At 67.3% G+C, this 19,339-nt stretch carries 19 protein-coding genes, 2 tRNA genes and 1 pseudogene; 15 read left to right on the top strand and 7 right to left on the bottom strand.

Features of this window, described 5'->3' with window-relative positions; genetic code table 11:
- Positions 1 to 97 precede the first annotated feature (97 nt).
- The 3 genes and pseudogenes from ACIP79_RS07480 to ACIP79_RS07470 all read left to right on the top strand — a co-directional run.
- Positions 98 to 292: pseudogene (locus ACIP79_RS07480) on the top strand (cold-shock protein); the annotation flags it as partial.
- On the top strand, positions 284 to 1,012 hold the full coding sequence (locus ACIP79_RS07475; protein ID WP_401220950.1) for a Shedu anti-phage system protein SduA domain-containing protein: 729 nt from the start codon (positions 284 to 286) through the stop codon (positions 1,010 to 1,012). The pseudogene ACIP79_RS07480 and the gene ACIP79_RS07475, both read left to right, overlap by 9 nt.
- Before the next feature lie 266 nt (positions 1,013 to 1,278).
- Complete coding sequence (locus ACIP79_RS07470; protein WP_401220495.1) at positions 1,279 to 2,427, top strand: hypothetical protein; 1,149 nt, start codon at positions 1,279 to 1,281, stop codon at positions 2,425 to 2,427.
- Between the two features lie 347 nt (positions 2,428 to 2,774).
- Here ACIP79_RS07470 and ACIP79_RS07465 read toward each other — a convergent pair whose 3' ends face one another.
- From ACIP79_RS07465 to ACIP79_RS07455, 3 genes are read right to left on the bottom strand one after another with little or no spacing between them, the layout of a single operon-like run.
- Positions 2,775 to 3,161: a hypothetical protein gene (locus ACIP79_RS07465; protein ID WP_401220492.1), complete on the bottom strand. Its 387-nt coding sequence runs from the start codon at positions 3,159 to 3,161 to the stop codon at positions 2,775 to 2,777.
- The gene (locus ACIP79_RS07460; RefSeq protein ID WP_401220490.1) at positions 3,155 to 3,583 is read right to left on the bottom strand and encodes an ATP-binding protein; all 429 of its coding nucleotides are present in this window, start codon (positions 3,581 to 3,583) and stop codon (positions 3,155 to 3,157) included. Before ACIP79_RS07460 ends, ACIP79_RS07465 begins: the two co-directional genes overlap by 7 nt.
- A 46-nt stretch (positions 3,584 to 3,629) precedes the next feature.
- On the bottom strand, positions 3,630 to 4,046 hold the full coding sequence (locus ACIP79_RS07455) for an NUDIX hydrolase (RefSeq protein WP_401220947.1): 417 nt from the start codon (positions 4,044 to 4,046) through the stop codon (positions 3,630 to 3,632).
- A 107-nt stretch (positions 4,047 to 4,153) separates the two neighbouring features.
- Here ACIP79_RS07455 and ACIP79_RS07450 point away from each other — a divergent pair, with 107 nt between their 5' ends.
- A complete protein-coding gene (locus tag ACIP79_RS07450) occupies positions 4,154 to 4,942 on the top strand; it encodes a GntR family transcriptional regulator (RefSeq protein WP_401220487.1) in 789 nt (262 codons plus the stop codon).
- Between the two features lie 25 nt (positions 4,943 to 4,967).
- Here the strand turns inward: ACIP79_RS07450 and ACIP79_RS07445 are convergent, their stop codons facing one another.
- Positions 4,968 to 5,336 carry a hypothetical protein gene (locus ACIP79_RS07445; RefSeq protein WP_401220484.1) on the bottom strand — a complete coding sequence of 123 codons (369 nt, stop codon included), beginning with the start codon at positions 5,334 to 5,336 and terminating at the stop codon, positions 4,968 to 4,970.
- 194 nt (positions 5,337 to 5,530) lie between these two features.
- Between ACIP79_RS07445 and ACIP79_RS07440 the strand changes: the two genes are divergently transcribed.
- The 9 genes from ACIP79_RS07440 (at position 5,531) to ACIP79_RS07400 (ending at position 11,518) form a co-directional block, all read left to right on the top strand.
- Positions 5,531 to 5,887 carry a hypothetical protein gene (locus ACIP79_RS07440; protein ID WP_401220481.1) on the top strand — a complete coding sequence of 119 codons (357 nt, stop codon included), beginning with the start codon at positions 5,531 to 5,533 and terminating at the stop codon, positions 5,885 to 5,887.
- The gene (locus ACIP79_RS07435; protein WP_401220478.1) at positions 5,887 to 7,263 is read left to right on the top strand and encodes an FtsK/SpoIIIE domain-containing protein; all 1,377 of its coding nucleotides are present in this window, start codon (positions 5,887 to 5,889) and stop codon (positions 7,261 to 7,263) included. Before ACIP79_RS07440 ends, ACIP79_RS07435 begins: the two co-directional genes overlap by 1 nt.
- An 86-nt stretch (positions 7,264 to 7,349) precedes the next feature.
- Positions 7,350 to 7,952, top strand: coding sequence for a DUF2637 domain-containing protein (locus tag ACIP79_RS07430; protein ID WP_401220475.1), 603 nt, complete (start codon positions 7,350 to 7,352; stop codon positions 7,950 to 7,952).
- A 13-nt stretch (positions 7,953 to 7,965) separates the two neighbouring features.
- Positions 7,966 to 8,157, top strand: a complete 192-nt coding sequence (locus ACIP79_RS07425) for a mobile element transfer protein (protein ID WP_399210970.1) — start codon at positions 7,966 to 7,968, stop codon at positions 8,155 to 8,157.
- A gap of 13 nt (positions 8,158 to 8,170) precedes the next feature.
- Positions 8,171 to 8,365, top strand: a complete 195-nt coding sequence (locus ACIP79_RS07420) for a hypothetical protein (protein WP_143638787.1) — start codon at positions 8,171 to 8,173, stop codon at positions 8,363 to 8,365.
- Between the two features lie 25 nt (positions 8,366 to 8,390).
- The gene (locus ACIP79_RS07415; RefSeq protein ID WP_401220945.1) at positions 8,391 to 8,633 is read left to right on the top strand and encodes a SpdD protein; all 243 of its coding nucleotides are present in this window, start codon (positions 8,391 to 8,393) and stop codon (positions 8,631 to 8,633) included.
- Between the two features lie 164 nt (positions 8,634 to 8,797).
- Positions 8,798 to 10,087: a replication initiator gene (locus ACIP79_RS07410; RefSeq protein WP_401220471.1), complete on the top strand. Its 1,290-nt coding sequence runs from the start codon at positions 8,798 to 8,800 to the stop codon at positions 10,085 to 10,087.
- Complete coding sequence (locus tag ACIP79_RS07405) at positions 10,084 to 10,290, top strand: helix-turn-helix domain-containing protein (RefSeq protein WP_401220468.1); 207 nt, start codon at positions 10,084 to 10,086, stop codon at positions 10,288 to 10,290. Before ACIP79_RS07410 ends, ACIP79_RS07405 begins: the two co-directional genes overlap by 4 nt.
- 28 nt (positions 10,291 to 10,318) lie before the next feature.
- Positions 10,319 to 11,518 (top strand): tyrosine-type recombinase/integrase, encoded by a 1,200-nt coding sequence (locus ACIP79_RS07400; RefSeq protein ID WP_401220942.1) that lies wholly within the window; start codon positions 10,319 to 10,321, stop codon positions 11,516 to 11,518.
- 82 nt (positions 11,519 to 11,600) lie between these two features.
- Here the strand turns inward: ACIP79_RS07400 and ACIP79_RS07395 are convergent.
- Positions 11,601 to 11,673, bottom strand: a tRNA-Arg gene (locus ACIP79_RS07395).
- A gap of 185 nt (positions 11,674 to 11,858) precedes the next feature.
- Positions 11,859 to 11,949, bottom strand: a tRNA-Ser gene (locus ACIP79_RS07390).
- Positions 11,950 to 12,407: 458 nt separating this feature from the next.
- Between ACIP79_RS07390 and ACIP79_RS07385 the strand changes: the two genes are divergently transcribed.
- A complete protein-coding gene (locus ACIP79_RS07385) occupies positions 12,408 to 12,908 on the top strand; it encodes an SSI family serine proteinase inhibitor (RefSeq protein ID WP_401220939.1) in 501 nt (166 codons plus the stop codon).
- Positions 12,909 to 13,245: 337 nt separating this feature from the next.
- Positions 13,246 to 17,472 (top strand): PAS domain-containing protein, encoded by a 4,227-nt coding sequence (locus ACIP79_RS07380; protein WP_401220466.1) that lies wholly within the window; start codon positions 13,246 to 13,248, stop codon positions 17,470 to 17,472.
- 161 nt (positions 17,473 to 17,633) lie between these two features.
- Here ACIP79_RS07380 and ACIP79_RS07375 read toward each other — a convergent pair whose 3' ends face one another.
- The gene (locus tag ACIP79_RS07375) at positions 17,634 to 19,286 is read right to left on the bottom strand and encodes a long-chain fatty acid--CoA ligase (RefSeq protein WP_401220463.1); all 1,653 of its coding nucleotides are present in this window, start codon (positions 19,284 to 19,286) and stop codon (positions 17,634 to 17,636) included.
- Between the last annotated feature and the right edge of the window lie 53 nt (positions 19,287 to 19,339).

The raw sequence follows: 19,339 nt of genomic DNA, 5'->3' as shown, positions 1-19,339 counted from the left end.
GCGCCCGGGTATCACCTCTACACGTAGAGTCCACCTTTGCTCTGGGGCAGTCGCTATCCACCAATTTGATTATATTCTACAGCGATTGGGGGACGTCGTGGCCAATGGGACGGTTAAGTGGTTCAACTCAGAGAAAGGATACGGATTCATCGTCGTGGACGGCGGTGCGGATCTATTTGTTCATTACAGTGTGATCCAAATGGATGGCTATCGGGATTTGAAGGAAGGGCAACGAGTTGAGTTCCAGATTTCGCAGGGCGAGAAAGGGCCACAAGCGAATCAAGTGAAGATTGTTGATTCCGGCGACACCGAGGAGGAACAGGAAATTTCCGAGTCGAACGGTGACGACTGGCTTGGCATTGAACTACTTGACGGTCGACTCAGACTCGTATCCGTTCAATCGGATGGCAGTGTAAAAATCCTCGATACACCTGGTCATCTACACAGTCTCCTCTATGTCGCATCTCTAGAGGCGGCGGGGTGGAAGGCGCTGGTTCAAGAACTTGAAGATCTAATCAACTCTCCAAAATCAGCCGAACGGGATCTTCACCAATTCTTCGAACGAAACCCTGATTTTCTTTGCGGTGACGCCTATGAAGAGGCGAAATCCCACATTGTTTTGCAGAGAGATAGTGATGGACCGCTTATTCCGGACTTCGCTCTGAAGCCTAGAAATCCGAATGCGCTTTGTGACCTACTAGAGCTCAAGCTACCAAAGGCCAAATTGCTTCGAGTCAGTAAGAACCGAGTTCGACTTACCTCCGCAATCATGGAGGCCTGTGCTCAGTTGCGCGAGTATCAATCATATTTCGATGACGTCAAAAAAAGGGTAGCTGTTGAAGAAACCTATGGTCTGCGGTTCTTTCGACCGCGCATGATGGTTCTCATCGGGAAGAGAAGCGACTACTCTGCATCTGATCTCAGGAGCGCCGAGTCTGACGTTCCAAACCTTTCTATCGTCACCTATGACGACATTCTTGAGCGCGCTAAGGCGCGACTTCGCAGAAGGTGATCAATTTAGTACCGCATCGCCCTTAGATTGCGACGCTGATGGTGGAATGTCATCTCTCTGAATTTTAGGAAACTTCTTTAATGAGGATGCATGACTAGCATTGGTGCAGAGAATCACGCAGTTTACATGTCGCTAACTGGTGCATAATTTAATTGCGGTCCGCTTCAGAAAGACGGACGGGTGGATGAGTCTTAAGTCGTTGGGCTCTACCTTTGATCAATCTCTCGGCTGTTGCAAAAATAGCCCCCTCCTGGTCTCATAAGGGTATGAACATCACTCACGCTTTCGGTGTTTGGACGCAGAAGCTCGGGCAGCCTGGGATGGACGTTCGGATCATCCATGAGATGTCTGAGGATGAGTTTGCTAGACATGTCGACGCCGTCAACGCCTACGAGACCTTGGTTGAAAGAGGCGCTTTTTCGCTCATCCTCAGGAATCATTCGAACCTCCAAATTATGGTAGACACATTCGCAAATGTCGAGAGGTATGCTGGCGAATTTCGTCAGACGAATCGGGAAGTAGTGAAGCGCTCTCTAATGGCCGAGCTTACGAACTGGCTGGCCGCCACTCGACTATACCTGGAGAACGAGAGAGACTTTATTCTTCGGGAGTTCGGTAAATCGAGCGAAGAAATGTCTGAATATAAAAATGCGACGTCGTCCGCGTTCGACGAGCATGTAGGTTATAGATTCCTATATAACCTGCGCGATTACACGCAACACTGCGGAATTCCACCTGGGCGCATGCAAGTTTCGGGAAATCGGCCCAACAGGAATGTGGCGATCACGCTAGATAGATCTCGCCTCCTCACGGCTAGGTTCAATTGGAGTTCGCACGCGAAGCTACTTCTTGAGAGCTGGCCTGAGCAAATTCTCCTCATGCCTCTTCTTGAAGATGCTATGGCGGGGTACGCTGCTGTTGAGGATCGGATGCTGCGAATTGCAATTAGGCGTTGTGTTGCCGTTTCTCCCTTACTCCTGGAAACTTTGCGGTCTGGAGATATCGACGATGGCAATCCTGCTCTTTTCCGAATCTCTGGAGTGGGACTGGGGGATCAGTCCACCGATTTTTCTCTCCGAGCGATCCCGGTTATCTCCGCACTGGAGGCAGTCGTGTCAGCGTCTAAGGATGCGGATCCCCTCGAATCTCTAAGAGTTAGAGAAGTTAATGCGCCACCTAAGATGCCAACAAGCGGGAAAAGGGCTTCTGCGGTGCTTTCCTCATTTTTTGTAGGTGGAGGTCAGCAGGCGGCTTCTGAAACGGTTAATCGAATTTTGCAAGAGGATGGTGACGTCAGTCCGCTGATCAGTGACCTGATTAATGTGTCAACCGTTTTGACGCATATGCTTAGCCAGATTGTGGGAGCTTCTCCGCACGCTCTCCTGGGAAAATTGGGAGATCCAGATGCCGAGTAAACGAAGGTCGGTGGAACGGCTTTGGGGTGGCGCTGCTTTGGCGCGAGTGATCATGGCCCCGTAAGCTTCCGGCGCGTCGGGCAGTCTGTGGACCTGCCCGGTAAAGCACGACGTTGGGGCCATGATCTTCGAGGCTCGCGCCAAAGTGGCTCCGTAAAGCCGTGGAGCCGACCGCCCCAGCCACGACGTACCCCTTCTCTGGCATCAGGCGGCTGCATGCTTTGAGCGCGGCACGGGTGCCGGCCGGGCTGGAGCGGGGCGGAGACAGGAGCGCAGGCCCGGACGGGAGCCGGGCCGCGCGCGGGGAGCGGAGCGAGCCGCCTTGAACCAGTAGAGAAAGTTGTAACTCAGTCGGACGCGTGGGGCTTGAAGTCGTATGCGCACGCTGGGAGTTCGGCACCCTGCCGGTGTGCGAGTGGCAGGAAGAGCACCGGTCGAATCGTCCACGTGATGCGGGTGGTCTCATGAGTGACCGCGACTTCGCAGGGCTCGCCGTGCAGGAGGGCATGCCGTGTTGCGATGCGGCCCTGATAGAGCCAGACCCACGCGTCGTCGGAAGCCTCAGGATCGAGCGCCGGTGAGATCGTCCGCAGCGCGACAGCAACCCATCTGTCCGCCTGCGGAGGCGAGTACGCGTCGAAGGATGCCCGCAGTGCTGGCCGCTGCTCCTCTGCGAGGTCCTGGGTCCAGCACTCGCACCAGAACCCCGGCCGCGTGCCGTTCGGTGTCAGCATGGGTGTCCTCCAGGGTGCATGTCCATGAAGAGCTCCGCAGTGACCGTGTGGCCGCCGTCGCTGTCATGGACCACAACCCGGTGGGCGATCGCGCTGACCATGCCCAGCCCGCGGCCGTGCTCCGCCTCCTGGTCCCGGTGCTCGACCTTCGGAGACGTACCGGCTCCCCCGTCGTCCGTCACCGACAGGGCAACCACCCGCGAGGACACCGCGAGCGCCAGATGGAAGCTGCCGGACTCCCGACCGCTCGCCGTGTGCAGGATCGCGTTCGCGCTCAGCTCGCTCACGATCAGCTCGGCGTCCTCGGCCAGCGGTGAACCGCACAGGATGTCTCTCGTCCAGCGGCGGGCCCGGCTCACCTCTTCTGGGAAACCTGGGCAAGTGAGCCCCCAGACCTGCGCAGTGCTCGTATACTCGTGCATACAAGTTCCTTTATGCTGGTAGGCCGCCATGTGCAGCGGGTTCGGGCTAGACGAGTTTCACGCCGTCGTGGGCGCGGATGGCCGGCGGGGATGCCCCGCCGAGGGAGTCGAGTGCGTCCAGGACGCGGACCGCGTACGCCTCGTCGGCAAGTTCGGTGACTTCTTCGCGGGTGGCCCAGCACAGCGCGCGGGTCTCGTCCCCAGTCGTCGGCGAGCCATCGGCGGCCTCGCAGCGGAACACCAGGGAGACGATCAGGCCCGTCATGTTCTTGTAGACGCCGGTGAGGGTCGCCGGAAGCGCGATCTTGATCCCCGTTTCTTCGAGAACTTCGCGCTGGAGGGCCTCGGGAAGGGTTTCTTCCCGCTCGACGATGCCACCCGGGGGTTCCCACTTGCCGTTGTCGCGTCGCTTGATCAAAAGGGCACGGCCCTGGTCGTCGACGATGACTCCGGCAACGCTCACGGAGTGCGGACGGTCAGTGCTCACGTTCCTCGGCCCTCTCGGATGGCTAGGCTCTCCACCGTAGCAACAACACTCGCCCACTCGTCTAGATACCTAAAGGAGTAAACGTGACCTCACTCCCGACCAGCCAACTCGGCGACCTGGACCCCACGAGCGACCGTGCGGTGTTCCGGCAGATCGCCGACCAGCTGCGCGAGGCCATCGACCGTGGGCGATTCACAGAGGGCGAAAAACTGCCCTCGGAAGCCGAGCTTGTCGACCACTACGGGGTTTCCCGTATGACGGTCCGAAACTCCTTCTCCATCCTCCAGGGCGAGGGCTTGGTGCACGCGGAGCACGGCAAGGGCGTCTTCGTGCGACCGCGCCCGCCCGTCCGTCGGCTGGCCTCCGACAGGTTCGCCCGGCGCCACCGCGAGCAGGGGAAGTCGGCGTTCATCGTCGAGGCGGACGCCGCCGGCAGTCACCCTCAGGTCGACAGCCTGGAGGTCAAGGAGGAGAAGGCCAGCCAGGACATCTCCGCCCGGCTCGGTTCCGTAAGGCGCGTGCTTGCTCGTCGGCGCCGGTATCTGCTCGACGGGAAACCGGTCGAGTTCGCCGCCTCGTACCTCCCGCTCGACATCGCGCGGGACACCCCGATCGCCGAGCCCAACCCCGGCCCGGGCGGCATCTATGCCCGCCTCGAAGAACTGGGCCATCGCCTCGACCACTTCGAGGAGGAGATCCGGGCCCGAATGCCCTCGCCCACCGAGGTGAAGACCCTTCGGCTGGCCGCCGGTGTGCCTGTCATTCACCTGATCCGTACCGCGTACGACACCGAAGGGCGGGCCGTGGAGGTCTGTGACACGGTCATGGCGGCGGACGCGTATGTCCTGTCCTACCAACTCCCCGCGACGTGACCGCGTGACCAGGAGTGGGCTGACGCTAGACAGCCGGCTGGTCCATGGCCTCGGAGGCGGGGGCCTCGAACGTAGCGCTGATGTTGTTCCACATGAACTCTTCTCGCCAGTCCGACCTACCGGCCGCCCAACCGAGCAGCGCTCGGAGCACCTTCTCCTGGGAGACGGTCTGCGTCTGGTAGTGCTCCGCGGCAACGCCGTCCCGGTACTCCAGTTGATACGTGTTGTTCTCGCGCATCAGAACCTGGATGTACCAGTCACCTGCGAGATCCTCGTCCTGTCGTTCGACGACCATGTGCTCGTTGTCGCGTCCCAAGTTGGCGAGCATGGTGCCTATCGCGGGCTTCGAAGGGCGCTTCACCGCGTGACCTCGGGCGTTCGTGGCAATCAGCATGACCAGATCGTGCCGTACGGGTCTGACAGTCGGGGTTGCCGAGTCGGGCGCGCGGTCTATCCTCCTCAACTCGTATGCTCCAACAGGCATACTCGTATAGACGAGTGGGCAAGTTGTGTGGCAGGGTGGTCGTCGTTCCCGGAGATCGGGTTCGAAGACCGCAACTCATATAGACGAGTAGATAGGAAGAAATCTTGCGCACCATCCGTGTGGAGACCGCCGCCGCGACGATCCTGCTGACCGAAGCTCCCGAGCCGAAGGTCCGCGACCGTCAGACCGGCGAGATCGCCAAGGATGTCGTCAGCGGCGAGGCGTTGATGACGCTCGGCGTCGTCTACATCGAGGAGGGGGAGTCGTCGCTCATCAAGGTCACGGTTCCCGAGAGCGGCGTCTCCGAAGGGCTCGCGCTCGGAGCTCCCGTCTCGCTGCCGGGGCTGGTCGCCCGGCCATGGGAGAGCGTGTTCAACGGGCAGCAGCGGCACGGGATCGCGTTCCGGGCCGCCGCCGTCACCTCGGCTGCCTTCCCGGCCTCCATAGGGGCCACGGCCTGATGACCGACCTGACAACGCTTCTGGAGTTGGGTGGTCCTGTCGCCGCACTCGGCGGCGGGGCTGCCTACGCCCGGGCACAACACCCCGGCATCTACTGGTCCACAGTCGGCCTGCCGATATCCACGGCCCGGCTGCTCACCTCGTACAGCTCGGTCATGGAAGCCTGCGGGCTGACCGTCGCTCCGTCCCGACTGCGGGTCATGGCGGTCAAAGCCACCACCCGCCGCGAGATCCGTCCCGTACCGCCCCGTCGGGGCCTCATCCGCCCTACGTCCACCGGGCTGCGGTTACGTCTGCGGCTCGCCCCCGGGCAGGAACCCGCCGACGTCGCCGCCTCGGCCGAACGGCTGCGGCACGCATGGGGAGTTCACGCCGTCTACGTCACGACCGTCAAGCCGGGTGTGGTCGAGCTGCGGCTCGTCGGCTTCGACGTGCTGCGGAACGTAAAGATGCCGCGCAAGGCCGTGAACGGGCTCCTGAAGGTGCCCGTGGCTCTACGGGAGGACGCCACCCCGTTCGCACGGGACTACCGGGCCGTTCCGCACCAACTGACCCTCGGCGCAACGCTGTCCGGCAAGTCCATGTACCTGCGCCACCTCGTCACTGGACTCGCCCGGCAACCGGTCGCCCTGGTCGGCATCGACTGCAAGCGTGGCGTCGAGCTGGCGCCGTTCGCCCCACGGCTCTCAGCGCTGGCCACAGATCCGGAGCAGGCGGCCGAGCTCCTGCCCGTACTCATCAAGGAAATGGAGGACCGATACGACCTGATCAAGACCCGGCAGGGCATCGCTCCCGGCATGCCCGCTGAGGAGATCACCTCGGACGTCTGGGGCCTGCCCGACCACGAACGCCCGGTACCGATCGTGCTGTTCGTCGACGAGGTGGCCGAGCTCTTCCTTGTCGCGAGCCGCAAGGACGAGGAACGGCGCGACGAGATGGTCACTCAGCTCATCCGGCTCGCCCAACTCGGCCGTGCCGCCGGGATCTACCTGGAGGTCTGCGGGCAGCGCTTCGGCGCCGAGCTGGGCAAGGGCGCGACCATGCTGCGGGCCCAGTTGACCGGCCGCGTCTGCCACCGCGTCAACGACGAAGCCTCCGCAAAGATGGCGCTCGACGACATCGCCCCCGAAGCGGTCTCCGCCGCATGCGCCATCGCGCCCGAGCGGCCCGGTCTGGCCGTCGCCGGTGACACGTCCGGTGGCTGGTCCCGCATCCGTACGCCGTACCTGTCTCTCGGCGACGCCGCCGAGGTCTGCCGGGAGTCCGCGCACCTGGTGCCCGACCTGCCCGCGCTGAAGCCCTTCCGCCCCGACGTACCCGTACGACCTGTTCAGCTCCCGGCGCCGCTAGTCCAGCCGCGTCCGGCGACCGACTGACCTTCTCCACTCCCAACCCGGTCGGCGTGACCGCCTCGCGCCAACCCCCTACCCCTCCCATGCCCGAACCCGGAAGGAGCCGCAGCATGCGCGCCCAACTGGCCCGCGTCGACGCGGTGCTCGTCCAAGCGGTCATCGCCGCCGCGCTGTCATTCGCCCACCTGCATGACATCGCTTCGGCGGCCGGACAGGACGGGTGGAAAGCGTGGGCGTATCCCATCTCCGTCGACCTGCTGCTCGTCGCCGCCTGGCGTCGGCTGCGCACCGGGGAAGCGAAAGTGGCCGGGTGGTGCTGGTTCGTCATCGCGCTGACCGCATCGCTCGGCGCGAACGTCGCCACCGCTGGACTCCTCGACATGGACCAAGTGCCGGCATGGCTGCGCATCCTCGTCGCGGGCTGGCCCACGGTCGCCTTCTTCGGCGGAACGCTCCTCGCCCACTCGACGCCGACAGCCGCTGAGCACGCCGTGGACCAGGAGGGCGACGCCGAGCCCGTACCCGAGCCACCCGCCCGGGAACCAACACCCGCTCCACCCGCCGTGCCTGTGCCGGCCGCCCTGGTCGAGCACGCCCGCAAAGTCGCCGCCGAGCACCAGACCCGTACAGGAGCCGCCATCGACACCCCCACCCTCCGCGCCCGCCTCGGCGTACCCGCACCCATGGCCGAGGCCATCGCCGCTCACCTCTGAAAGGAGATCCGCTGTGACCGCCAACCGCCGCTTCCGCTCCGTCACCCGCATCGGCCCCGTGCAGGTCGGCACGTCCTACGACGGCCGGGGCCGAGAGAAACACACCGCCGCGTGCACTGCTCCGCGCTGCGGCTTCTCCGCCGACTACGACAGCCGCGCTGCCGCCGAACTGGCCGCCCGCACCCACCAATGCCCCGTGCGCTGAAAGGACTTACCCCTTGACCGTCAGCCTGCCGCTTGTCGTCGTCCTCGGCTTCTTCGCCTGGGGAGCGGTCAAGTTCCTCGGCGTCCGTACCTGGATCGTCGTCGTGATCGCCCTGTTCGGCTTCTGGCTCTCACAGACCTTCATGGCTCCCGCCATCGAGTCCGGCACCCGCTCCGGAGTGGACGTCATAAACGGCTCACATGACTAGACGAGTAGCCAAGGAGACCTTCGCCGTGTTCCTGCCCAAGTACCCGGACAGCCCGACGCCGCCCGCGCACACGCCCACCCCGGCCGATCCGGCACCCGTTCGGCGTGCGGCCCCGCAGATCTCCATCAGCACCGGAGCGGTCGCGGCCGTCCTCGTCGGCGGAGTCGTCCTGACCGCGCTCCTGGCCGCCGTCGCCGTCTCGGCCATCTCCGTCGCCATCGCCGCCGTGGTCCTGCGCTCGATGCTCCGCGACCAGCACCGGCGCTGAAAGCCGCTGAACAACAGACCCCCGGGACGGCCTCGATACCGCCAAGCATCCGCCGCCCCGGGGGCCCTACCCCTCCTGACCGAAGCCAGAAGGAGAAAGTCATCATCACCCGCTCCACCCCGCCCCCACTGTCCGAACTCGCCGACCTGGCCTCACTCGGCACCATGCCCGGCCTCCTCCGTCAACTCTCCAGCCTCGGCGGCTGCACCCACCCGATCCGCCTCGACGGCCACCGCACCGAGTACGACGTGAACACCCACACCGGCGAGATCGGCAACGTCCTCCACCAACTCGACTCCGCCACACTCCCGGCCGGTCACCTCCTCGTCCGCTGCAACAACCGCCGTACGACCCGCTGCGCGGCCTGCTCCGAGGTCTACCGCCGCGACACCTTTCACCTGATCACCTCCGGCCTCCGCGGCGGCAAGGGCACCCCCGAACGCGTCGCCGCACACCCCTGCGTCTTCGCCACCTTCACCGCACCAGGCTTCGGCCCCGTCCACAACCGCCCGACCGGGCCAGCCGGTTCGGTACGCCGCTGCCGGTGCGGCGTCCACCACGACCAGGACGACGACACACTCGGAACCCCGCTCAACCCGGACACGTACGACTACGAAGCGGCCGTGCTCTGGAACGCGCACGCCGGTCCGCTCTGGCGCCGCTTCTCCACGTACCTGCGCCGCGAGGTCGCTAAGCGCGCCGGGCTGTCACAGCGCGCGTTCCGCGAGCACGCGCGGGTGTCCTTCGCCAAGGTCGCCGAGTACCAGAAGCGCGGCGCCGTCCACTTCCACGCCGTCATCCGCATAGACGGGCCCGAGGGCGGCGACACCCCACCGCCGGCCTGGGCAAAGGCCGAACTCCTGACCGACGCCATTACCGCCGCCGCTGCCCACGTATGCGTGGACGGCCCAGTCATCGACGAACGCGCCCACACCTTCACCTTCGGCCGCCAACTCGACGTACGCACCATCCGCAGCGCCGACTTCGACGGCGACCAGGAACTCACCGAACGGGCCGTCGCCTCCTACATCGCCAAGTACGCCACCAAGGGCGCCGAGACCGCCACGGGAGCTCTCGACCGCCCCCTGAAGTTCCTCGCCGAACTCGCCCAGCTCGACATCAGCGACCACGCCCGCCAACTCATACGAACCGCCTGGACCCTCGGCGCACGCAAGGAACTGGAAGACCTCCGGCTCCGCGCCTGGGCTCACATGCTCGGCTTCCGCGGCCACTTCTCCACCAAGTCCCGCCGCTACTCCACCACTCTCGGCGCCCTCCGCGACGCCCGCGCCGCCTGGCGCCGAGAGCAGGCAGCCGCCAACGGCCCCGAGCCGGAAATGACGTACGTCCTCGCCCATTGGGCCTTCGCCGGAACCGGCCTCTCCTCCGCAGAAGCCTGGCTAGCCGCAACTCTCGAACCCGCCCCCGGAACGGAAGGAGAACCGACCCCATGACCTCGGTGACGATCCACCGGAAGTGGCACACGACGGCCGAGGTCGCCGAAATGCTCGGCTTCGGCCTCTCCAAGACGAAAGCGCTCGTGCTCGCCGGAGAGATCCGCTCCGTGAAGGTCGGCCGGAACCGTCGCATCCTTCCGGCCTGGGTGGACGAGTACGTCAACCGCTGCACAGCCGCCGACGAGAGGTGGTCGGCGTAGCGGGAAGCGAGGCAATGGCGAAGGGTCCATCTACCCGTACAAGAACGGCTACGCGGCCTACGTCTGGGTTACCTCTCCCGACGGCGAACGCAAGCGGAAGTACGTCTACGGCAAGACCCGTGACGAGGTCCACGAGAAGTGGATCCGTCTGCACTCCGAGGCAAGCAAGGGACCCGTACAGACTCGGCACCGCACCGTGGCGGTCTTCCTGTCGTACTGGCTGGACTCGATCGTGAAGCCGAATCTCGCCCCGCTCTCGTACATCTCGTACGAGGGCTCGGTGCGCCTCTACATCGGCCCCCACCTCGGCACGAAACGGCTCGACAAGCTCACTGTCCGGGACGTGCGCGAGTGGCTGACCAAGCTGGCCGGCATCTGTCAGTGCTGTGCTCAGGGGAAGGATGCCAAGCGCGCCACGAGTCGGCGGCGGTGCTGTGCCGTTGGGGAGTGCTGCGAGGCCTACCCCTCCCGGCGAGTGATCCAGGCTGCCCGTGATGCGCTGCGGGCCGCGCTGACTCACGCGGTGGCAGAGGAGGAGCTCAGCAAGAACGTGGCCTCCTTGGTCAGGGTGCCCAAGCCGCGTCGCCGCCGGATCAAGCCATGGTCCGCGGCTGAGGCGGGCCAGTTCCTCGCTGATGGCCTCGCCCGCGAAGATCCCCTGTTCGCGGCCTGGGTCTTGGTCCTCTGCCTCGGTCTGCGACGTGGTGAAGTCCTCGGCCTCACCTGGAAGTCCATCGACGCCGAAGCCGGTGAACTGTACGTGGACCACCAGATCCAGTGGGCGGGCCGTCAGATCCTCCACCGGGAGACCAAGACCGAGGAGTCGGACGACTTCCTGCCGCTGCCCGAACTCTGCCTCAAGGCCCTGCGAATGCGCCGCGCTCAGCAGACAGGGGACCGGAAGGCGGCGGGTGATCTCTGGCAGGACACCCGCGGCCTGGTCTTCACCACGAAGTACGGGACGCCGATCGAGCCGGGCAACCTGACCCGCATGTTCGCCCTTCGGTCCCGTCGAGCCGGGCTCCGAGTGATCCCTCTGCGGAACACCCGGCACACATGCAGCTCGCTCCTGGTCGCCCTCAAGGTCCACCCGAAGATCGCTCAGCGCATTCTGCGGCACTCGCAGATCGCCATGACGATGGAGGTCTACGCGGAGGCGAGTGAGGACCAGGTGCGCGCGGCGCTCGGCAAGCTGTCCGAAGCGATGGGCGGCACCGCCACCGGCTGACATCAGCCGTTGCTGTACTTCACTGCTATACGCCCCGAAAACGCGAGAGGCCCCGGAGTGATCCGGGGCCTCTCACCTGCTGTGCACTCGGCAGGATTCGAACCTGCAACCTTCTGATCCGTAGTCAGATGCTCTATCCGTTAAGCTACGAGTGCTTGTTTTGTTTTTGTGCCGTTTGCTGGGCTTTGGACCCGCTCGCGGCGACAGGAAGAACATTACATGACTGCCGCCGCCATGTGAAATCCGTTTGCCGTACCCCTTGTGAGCTGCGCGAACGTGCTCTGGCCTGGGGTAACACCGAAGCCCCGGACCAGGTGGGCCGGGGCTTCGGATCTTCGTGCGGAGGCGGAGGGATTTGAACCCTCGATGGGCTTTGAGGCCCAAACCGCATTAGCAGTGCGGCGCCATAGACCGGACTAGGCGACGCCTCCCGCACAACCGCTCGCGCGAGCGCGAGTGGTGCGTGCAGATGATGACACAGCCGAGCGGGCTGTCACCAATCGGCTCCTACGGTACTAGGCAGTCAGGCCGCAGAGCAAAGTCCAAATGCGACCGGAGTGACCGGGCGAGCGGCGGGGCCTCCGGGCGCGAGCCGCAGGTGGGGAGAGGCGTGGGGGGAGGCAAGGTGCCGAAGGTGGGGTGAGGGAGGCGGGGTGCGGGAGAGCGGGCCGGCAACCCGTGTGACCGGAAGGCCGCGCAACCGTGTGAGGCCCGTGGCGTTAGTCAGGTCATGTTGCGTCGTCTCGTCCTCACTCTCGCCGCGTCCGCCGCCGCGCTCTCCGCCGTACCGGCCGCCGTACTCGCGGCCGCGCTCCCCACCGCTTCCACCGCGTCGGCCGCGTCGGCCGCGTCGGCCACGTCGGCCGCCGCGCTCTCCACCCCGTCCACCCTGCCGGCCACCGCGCCGCCTGCCGGAACAACCGCCCCCGCCGGGTTCACCGGATCCCTCGGATCCCTCGGATCCCTCGGATCCCTCAGCTCTCTCGGCTCTCCCGGACCCGCCGGCCCGGTGCCGTTCGTCTCGAAGACCCGGATGCCCCCGCCCGCCCGCGACGAGGACTCCAGTGACCGGCTGACCGTGACGGTCCACGACGCGGGGAACGGCGCGGACGGGACGTACGAACTGCGGTGTCATCCCGGCGGTGGCAGTCACCCCGACGTGAGTGGGGCGTGCGCCGCGCTCGACCGGGGTGCCCAGTGGGGCAAGGACCCCTTCGCCCCGGTGCCGCCGGACGCGCTGTGCACGATGCAGTACGGCGGTCCGGCCACCGCGCATGTCACCGGCACCTGGGCCGGGCGACCCGTCGACGCCCGCTTCGACCGCGGGGACGGCTGCCAGATCTCACGGTGGAACGCCCTCACGCCGCTCCTTCCCGCCACTCGGTCATAGAGACGCACGAAGGAGGAAGCGGGCAGGAGTAAGGGGAGGTGGAGGGGGGAGTAGGGCCCTCGCGGGCTCGGGGCAGGGTCGAGGCACGGCAGGTTCACGGCGGATTCACGGTGGCGGAAAGGTTGCGCGGGGAGGGCGAAGCGGGATGAAATGCGTGGTCACGGCTTCTGCGTCGATTCCGCGTGGTTTCTCCGTCGGTTCTGCGTGCGACCTCCCTCTCATCCGGCGTCGCGAGCGCAACCTCTGCCCGTAGACTCCCTCGCGTGACACGCCGCGGGAGGGTTGGCAAGATGGCACTCGCGGTCGGCAAGGTGCGGTAACAGGGAGGAAGCGTCTCGTGAGCAGCAGGCCATCCCGAGGCGCTGCTCGCCTCGCAGCCATACTGGACGCGCTTCCCGATGCGTTGGTGCTGGTCAACGCCAATGGGACCGTCGTCAATGCGAACACCATCGCCCTGGAGGCCTTCGAGGCCCCGGGCACGGCTCTGGTGGGGCGCGGACTGCTCGATCTGCTGCCCGCGTTCGACTCCCGGCTCATCCCCGGAAGCATGCGGCGGCCCGAGTCGGTCGATCCGAGCGGGCGGACCAAGCCGACCCGGATGATCGCGCGGCGTACCGACGGCAGTGAGTTCCCTGTCGAGGTCACCAGTGCGAACCTGGAGGACGGCCAGCAGGCCTACGACAGTTACGGATACGCCAACGACGAGCTGCTCATGCTGGTCGTACGCGATCTGTCGGGTGCCGTCGACACCGAGGCCGAACTCGCGCGTTCGCAACGACAGACCGAGATGATCCTGCGGGCCGCGGCCGAGGGCGTCGTGGGGACGGACACGGACGGGCGGGTCGTCCTCGTCAATCCGGCGGCCGCGCAGATCCTCGGATACCGGGCCAGCGATCTGGGCGGGCAGGAGCTGCACTCCCTCATCCTGCATTCGCGCGCCGACGGCGAGCCCTTCGCGTACGAGGAGTCGCCGCTCGCCGACACCCTGCGCTCCGGACGGAAGCACCGGGTCCGTGGGCAGGTGCTGTGGTCCAAGTCCGGCGACAAGGTGTCGGTCGACCTCACCACCGCGCCCGTGCGCGACGGGGACCAACTCGTCGGCGCCGTGATGACGTTCACCGACCGGCGGCCGTACGACACCCTCGCCGAGGAGAAGGACAAGGCCGAGGAGCGTCACGAGCAGGAGCTGGCGCGGCTCGCGGAGGAACACGACAAGGCGCTCGTCGAACTGCGGGAGCGGCATGCCGCCGAGCTCGCGGAGCTGCGCGAACAGCACGAGGAGGACCTCGCCGCGGGCGACGAGCGGTACGCGTCGCTCGGGGAGCGGGAGAAGGACCGGTACGAGGCCCTCGCCGCCCGGCACGACCAACTGCTCGCCGTGCTCGGGCTGTCCCTGCGCGGACCCCTCGACCAGCTCCGCGGCGAACTGTCGAAGCTCGCCGCGGACGACGCCGGCCAACTGTGGCCCGAGGCCAACCAGGTCCTCCACCACCTCGCCGCCGGCTACTCGCGGATCACGACGCTGGTCGACAACGTGCTCGGCTACCAGCGGCTGGACTCCGGGGCCGAGCAGATCTCCCGTACGAACGTCATGCTCGACGCGGTCGTCGCGGCCGGTGTCGAGGGCGCCGTCGAGCTGATCGGGCCCGGTCGCGTGCAGTTCGCCGTGCACGCGCCGCCCATCGAGGCCGAGGTCGACCCGCGGCGGCTGGCGAACGCGCTCGCCCACCTCATCGCGGACGTCGCCGGTGTCGACGCCACCGGCAACGCACCCATGTCCACCGGCGGCTACATGGACAACACCGTCGTCGTGGCGGCTGCACAGCGCGGTGAGGTCGTACGCATCGAGGTACGCGGGCCCTACGCCGGGGGAGACCCGGTGCACGAGCCGATCGTGCGGGGAACGGTGCGCGCGCACGGCGGTGTGCTGCAGACGCACGAGGTGCCGGGGATGAGCGGCAGCTCGTTCGTGCTGGAGGTACCGATCGGGGGCGGGGCCGGGGCGGTTCCGCTGAGCGCCGAGGCCCCGGTCTCCACGACCGGCGCCGAGGTCGCCCTTCCCGAGCAGGCCTCCCATCAGGGCGGCGGCAGGCGGCGGGCCAGGCGGTCCTCCGTGGACGCCTTCCTGGACAGCGAGGTGGCGGGGGAGTCCGACGCAGATTCCGGCGCCGACCCTGGCACCGGCGACGGCTCGACCGCTCCCACCGGGCGACGGCGGCGTCGTACGGCGGAGGAGCAGGCGGCAGGCGCGGTGTCGGTCCCCGCACAGGTCGCGGGGGGCGAGAGCTCCGGTGACGGTGGCTCCGGTGGTACCGGGCGACGGCGCGGGCGGCCGAGCCCGGTCGAGGGCTCGGCGGGCGATGCCCCCGCGGGCGCCCCCGGGAGTGCTTCCGAGGGTGCGGTCGTCATGGCGGGCGAGGCCTCGGCCGGGACCGCGGCGACAGGTACGGGGCTCGGCGGGACGGTGCCTCCGCAGGGGGTGCCCGTGTCCGCGCAGGGCGTGCCGGTGCCTTCCGGACGGCGCGCCCGGCAGGGCGGCGAACAGCACGCGCTGCCGCCTGCCTTGCCCGCGTCTCCGAGTCCGGCCAACCCGCAGGGAGGGACCAACCCGCAGGGAGTGGTCAACCCGCAAGGTGTGGCCAACCCGCAGGGAGTGGGCGGCGCGCAGAACGCACCTCAAGGTGGTGCAGCCCCGGAAGGTGCACCGGCTGCCGGGCGGCGTCGGCGTGCGCTGGCCGCTTCGGCCGAGCGTGCCGCGCCGCAGGAGGCCGGGGCACGCACGGTGTTCGCGCTGCCGCCCGCGGACGCCGACCGCTCCCCTGAGTACATCGAGGCCCAGCAGCAGGCCCAGCGGCAGCAGCTTCAGCAAGCCGACGCCCTCGGCGCTCCGCAGGGCCGGACCGACGACGGCCGGCACGACGCGATGCTGCACGACCCGGCTGACGATCACACGCCGCCCCAGCCGCACCCCGTTTCCAGCCCCACGGGACGACGGCGGGCGGCACGGACTCCGGCGCAGCAGCCGCAGCCGAGTGCGACGGGGACGCCCGCACAAGGGGTTCCGGCACAGGGAGTTCCGCCGCAGGGAAATCCGGCTGCGGCAGCCGCTGGGCAGCCCGTACCGGCGCAGGCAGCCACCCCGGCGCAGCCCTGGCCGAATGCGAACACCGGCGCCCAGGACACGTCAGGCGCCGGCAGCCCGGCGCAGCCTGGAGCAGCACCGGCGGCGGCGCAGACACCGGCAACGGCCCATCCCGGAACACCGGCTCAGGCCACGCCCGCCGCGCCCGCCGCCTCCGGGCCGAACGCCCCCGGCCAGGCACTGCCGCCCGAGCGCCCCGCCCAACCACGCGCCGCCCAGCCGCTGCCCGCCGAGGCCGCGGTGCCGATCGACCCCAACTCGACGCAGGGCAGGGCGATCAGCGTCCGGACGCTGGGCCAGGGCGTGCCGTTCGCCCGCCAGCCCGCTCCGAACCAGCCGCAGGCTCCCCATGCCCAGGCGCAGGGACAAGCACAGGCGCAAGGACAGGCGCAGGCACAACCGCAGTCCCAGTCCCCGACACCTCCCCCGCACCAGACCAACGGCAACGGCGGCCGTCGGCGCAAGCTCGGCACTCGCCCCGAACCCGCCACCGAGCGCGCGGAAACGGCGGCCCGTCCGCATCCGCAGGGTGGGCAGGGCCCCGGGTCACGGCTGACGGGGGCCACCGAGGGCGCCGGACGCTCGTACGCCATAGGAGCCCCGGACGAGAACGCCGACGAAGGCCCCGAGCCGCTCGACGGTCCTGGCGGCGCCGTGGAGGTCGCCGACCAGCCGCGTCCCCAGCCGCTGGACGACGAGTTGCCGCCGGAGCCGCTGGACAACCCGCGGCGCCTGCTCGTGTGGCCCGCACCCGACGTGACGACGCAGCAGGCGCTGAGCGACCGCGGCTACCGGCCCGTCATCGTGCACTCGCGCGAGGAGGTCGACGCGCAGATCGCCGCCTTCCCCGCCGCGCTCTTCGTCGACCCCCTGACCGGGCCGATCACACGCACGGCGCTCCAGTCACTGCGTCAGGCAGCTGTCGCCGCCGAGGTGCCCGTACTGGTGACGGCGGGACTCGGACAGGCGACGCGCGAGGCGGCGTACGGCGCCGATCCCGCCGTACTCCTGAAGGCCCTGGCACCTCGGGACTCCGAGCAGCACCCTCCGCGCGTACTGCTCATCGAGGAGCACGCGGAGATCTCGCTGGCGCTCACGGCGACGCTGGAACGGCGCGGGATGCAGGTCGCGCGTGCGTCGACCGACGCGGACGCGGTGACGCTGGCCTCGCAGATGCGGCCGAACCTGGTGGTGATGGATCTGCTTCAGGTGCGGCGGCGTCAGGCCGGAATCGTGGACTGGCTGCGGGCGAACGGGCAGTTGAACCGCACGCCGCTCGTCGTCTACACCGCAGCCGTCGACCAGGCCGAGCTTCCGCGGCTGGCCTCGGGGGAGTCGGTGCTGTTCCTCGCGGAGCGTTCGACGAGCGCCGAGGTGCAGGAGCGGATCGTGGACCTGCTGGCGCGGATCGGAACGAACTGACCGTTCCGCGCCCGTGCCGCTCTCGCCGGCCGCTCCACCGCGGGACGGCAGTCGCCTGGGCGCGAACTGGCCTCCCACACAAGGGATTCAGGCAGCAGAACTGGGGGCGTTGTTTCACGTGAAACAACGCCCCCAGCCTCGTACGAGAACTGCTAGATCTGCTAGATCTGCGTCACGTCCAGCTCGCCCGACGCGTACTGGCGACGCAGCACCTTCTTGTCGAACTTGCCGACGCTCGTCTTCGGAACCGACTCGATGATCGTCCAGCGCTCGGGGAGCTGCCACTTGGCGATCTTCCCCTCGCCCGCGAGGAAGGCCCGGAGGGTGTCGAAGTCGGCGGTGGCACCTTCCCTGAGGACGACGGTGGCAAGGGGGCGCTCGCCCCACTTGTCGTCGGGGACCGCGACGACGGCCGCCTCCGTGATGTCCGGGTGGGACATCAGCGCGTTCTCCAGGTCGACCGACGAGATCCACTCGCCGCCCGACTTGATGACGTCCTTGGCACGGTCGGTGAGCGTCAGGAAGCCGTCGGGACTGATCGTGCCGACATCGCCGGTCTTGAGCCAGCCGTCCTCGCTGAACTTGTCGGCGGGGCGGGCCGGTTCGGCGCCGGGCCCGCCGAAGTACGCGCCCGCGATCCAGGGGCCGCGGACCTCCAGCTCGCCGGCGGACTCGCCGTCCCAGGGGAGCCGTTCGCCGCCGGGGCCGGTGAGACGGGCCTCGACTCCGGCCGGGAAACGGCCCTGCGTCAGCCGGTAGGCGAACTCCTCGTCCGTGCCCACGACATGGGCCGGCGCACGGGCGATGGTGCCCAGCGGAGACGTCTCCGTCATGCCCCAGGCGTGACAGACCCGCATCCCCAGCTTGTCGAAGGCCTCCATGAGCGAGGGCGGACAGGCGGAGCCGCCGATGGTCACCTGCGTGAGCGAGGAGACGTCACGGGGCTTGGTGGTTAGTTCGGCGAGCAGGCCCTGCCAGATGGTGGGGACGGCCGCCGCATGGGTCGGCTTCTCGCTCTCGATCATCTCGGCGAGCGGCGCGGGCTGGAGGAAGCGGTCCGGCATCAGCATGTTGATGCCGGTCATGAAGGTCGCGTGCGGCAGACCCCAGGCGTTCACGTGGAACTGCGGGACGACGACAAGCGTGGTGTCCCGGTCGGTGAGACCCATCGACTGGGCCATGTTGACCTGCATGGAGTGCAGATAGACGGAACGGTGCGAGTAGACGACGCCCTTGGGGTCGCCCGTCGTACCGGACGTGTAACACATGGCCGCGGCCGTACGTTCGTCCAGCTCGGGCCAGTCGTAGGTGGTCGGCCTGCCCGCGATCAGCTCCTCGTACTCGTGCACCCGCGCCGTCGCCCCGTCCAGCAGCGAACGGTCACCCGGCCCCGAGACCACGACGTGCTCGACCGTCGGCAGATGGGGGAGGAGCGGCGCGAGCAACGGAAGCAGTGATCCGTTGGCGATGATCACGCGGTCGGCGGCGTGGTTCACGATGTAGGCGAGCTGCGTCGCGGGCAGGCGGAGGTTGAGGGTGTGCAGGACCGCGCCCATGGAGGGAATGGCGAAATACGCCTCCACGTGCTCGGCGTTGTTCCACATCAGCGTCCCTGTCGCATGTCCCTCTTCCACTCCGAGGTCGCTCAGGGCGTGCGCGAGCTGTGCGGCTCGGGCGCCGATCTCGGCGTAGGAACGGCGCTGGGGCGCTCCCTCACCGGTCCAGGTGATCACCTGCGATGATCCGTGAACCGCCGACCCGTGGGTCAGGATCCTCGAGATCAGCAGCGGTACCTCCTGCATCGTGCTCAACACAGCGTTCCTCCCGGGGGCGACATTGCCTACGAGGCGGTCAGGGTTGCGCTGAT

Source organism: Streptomyces sp. NPDC088747 (assembly GCF_044751025.1).
Lineage (GTDB): Bacteria > Actinomycetota > Actinomycetes > Streptomycetales > Streptomycetaceae > Streptomyces.
Note: the sequence above shows the minus strand (reverse complement) of the source record. Positions and strands in the feature narration are given on the sequence as shown.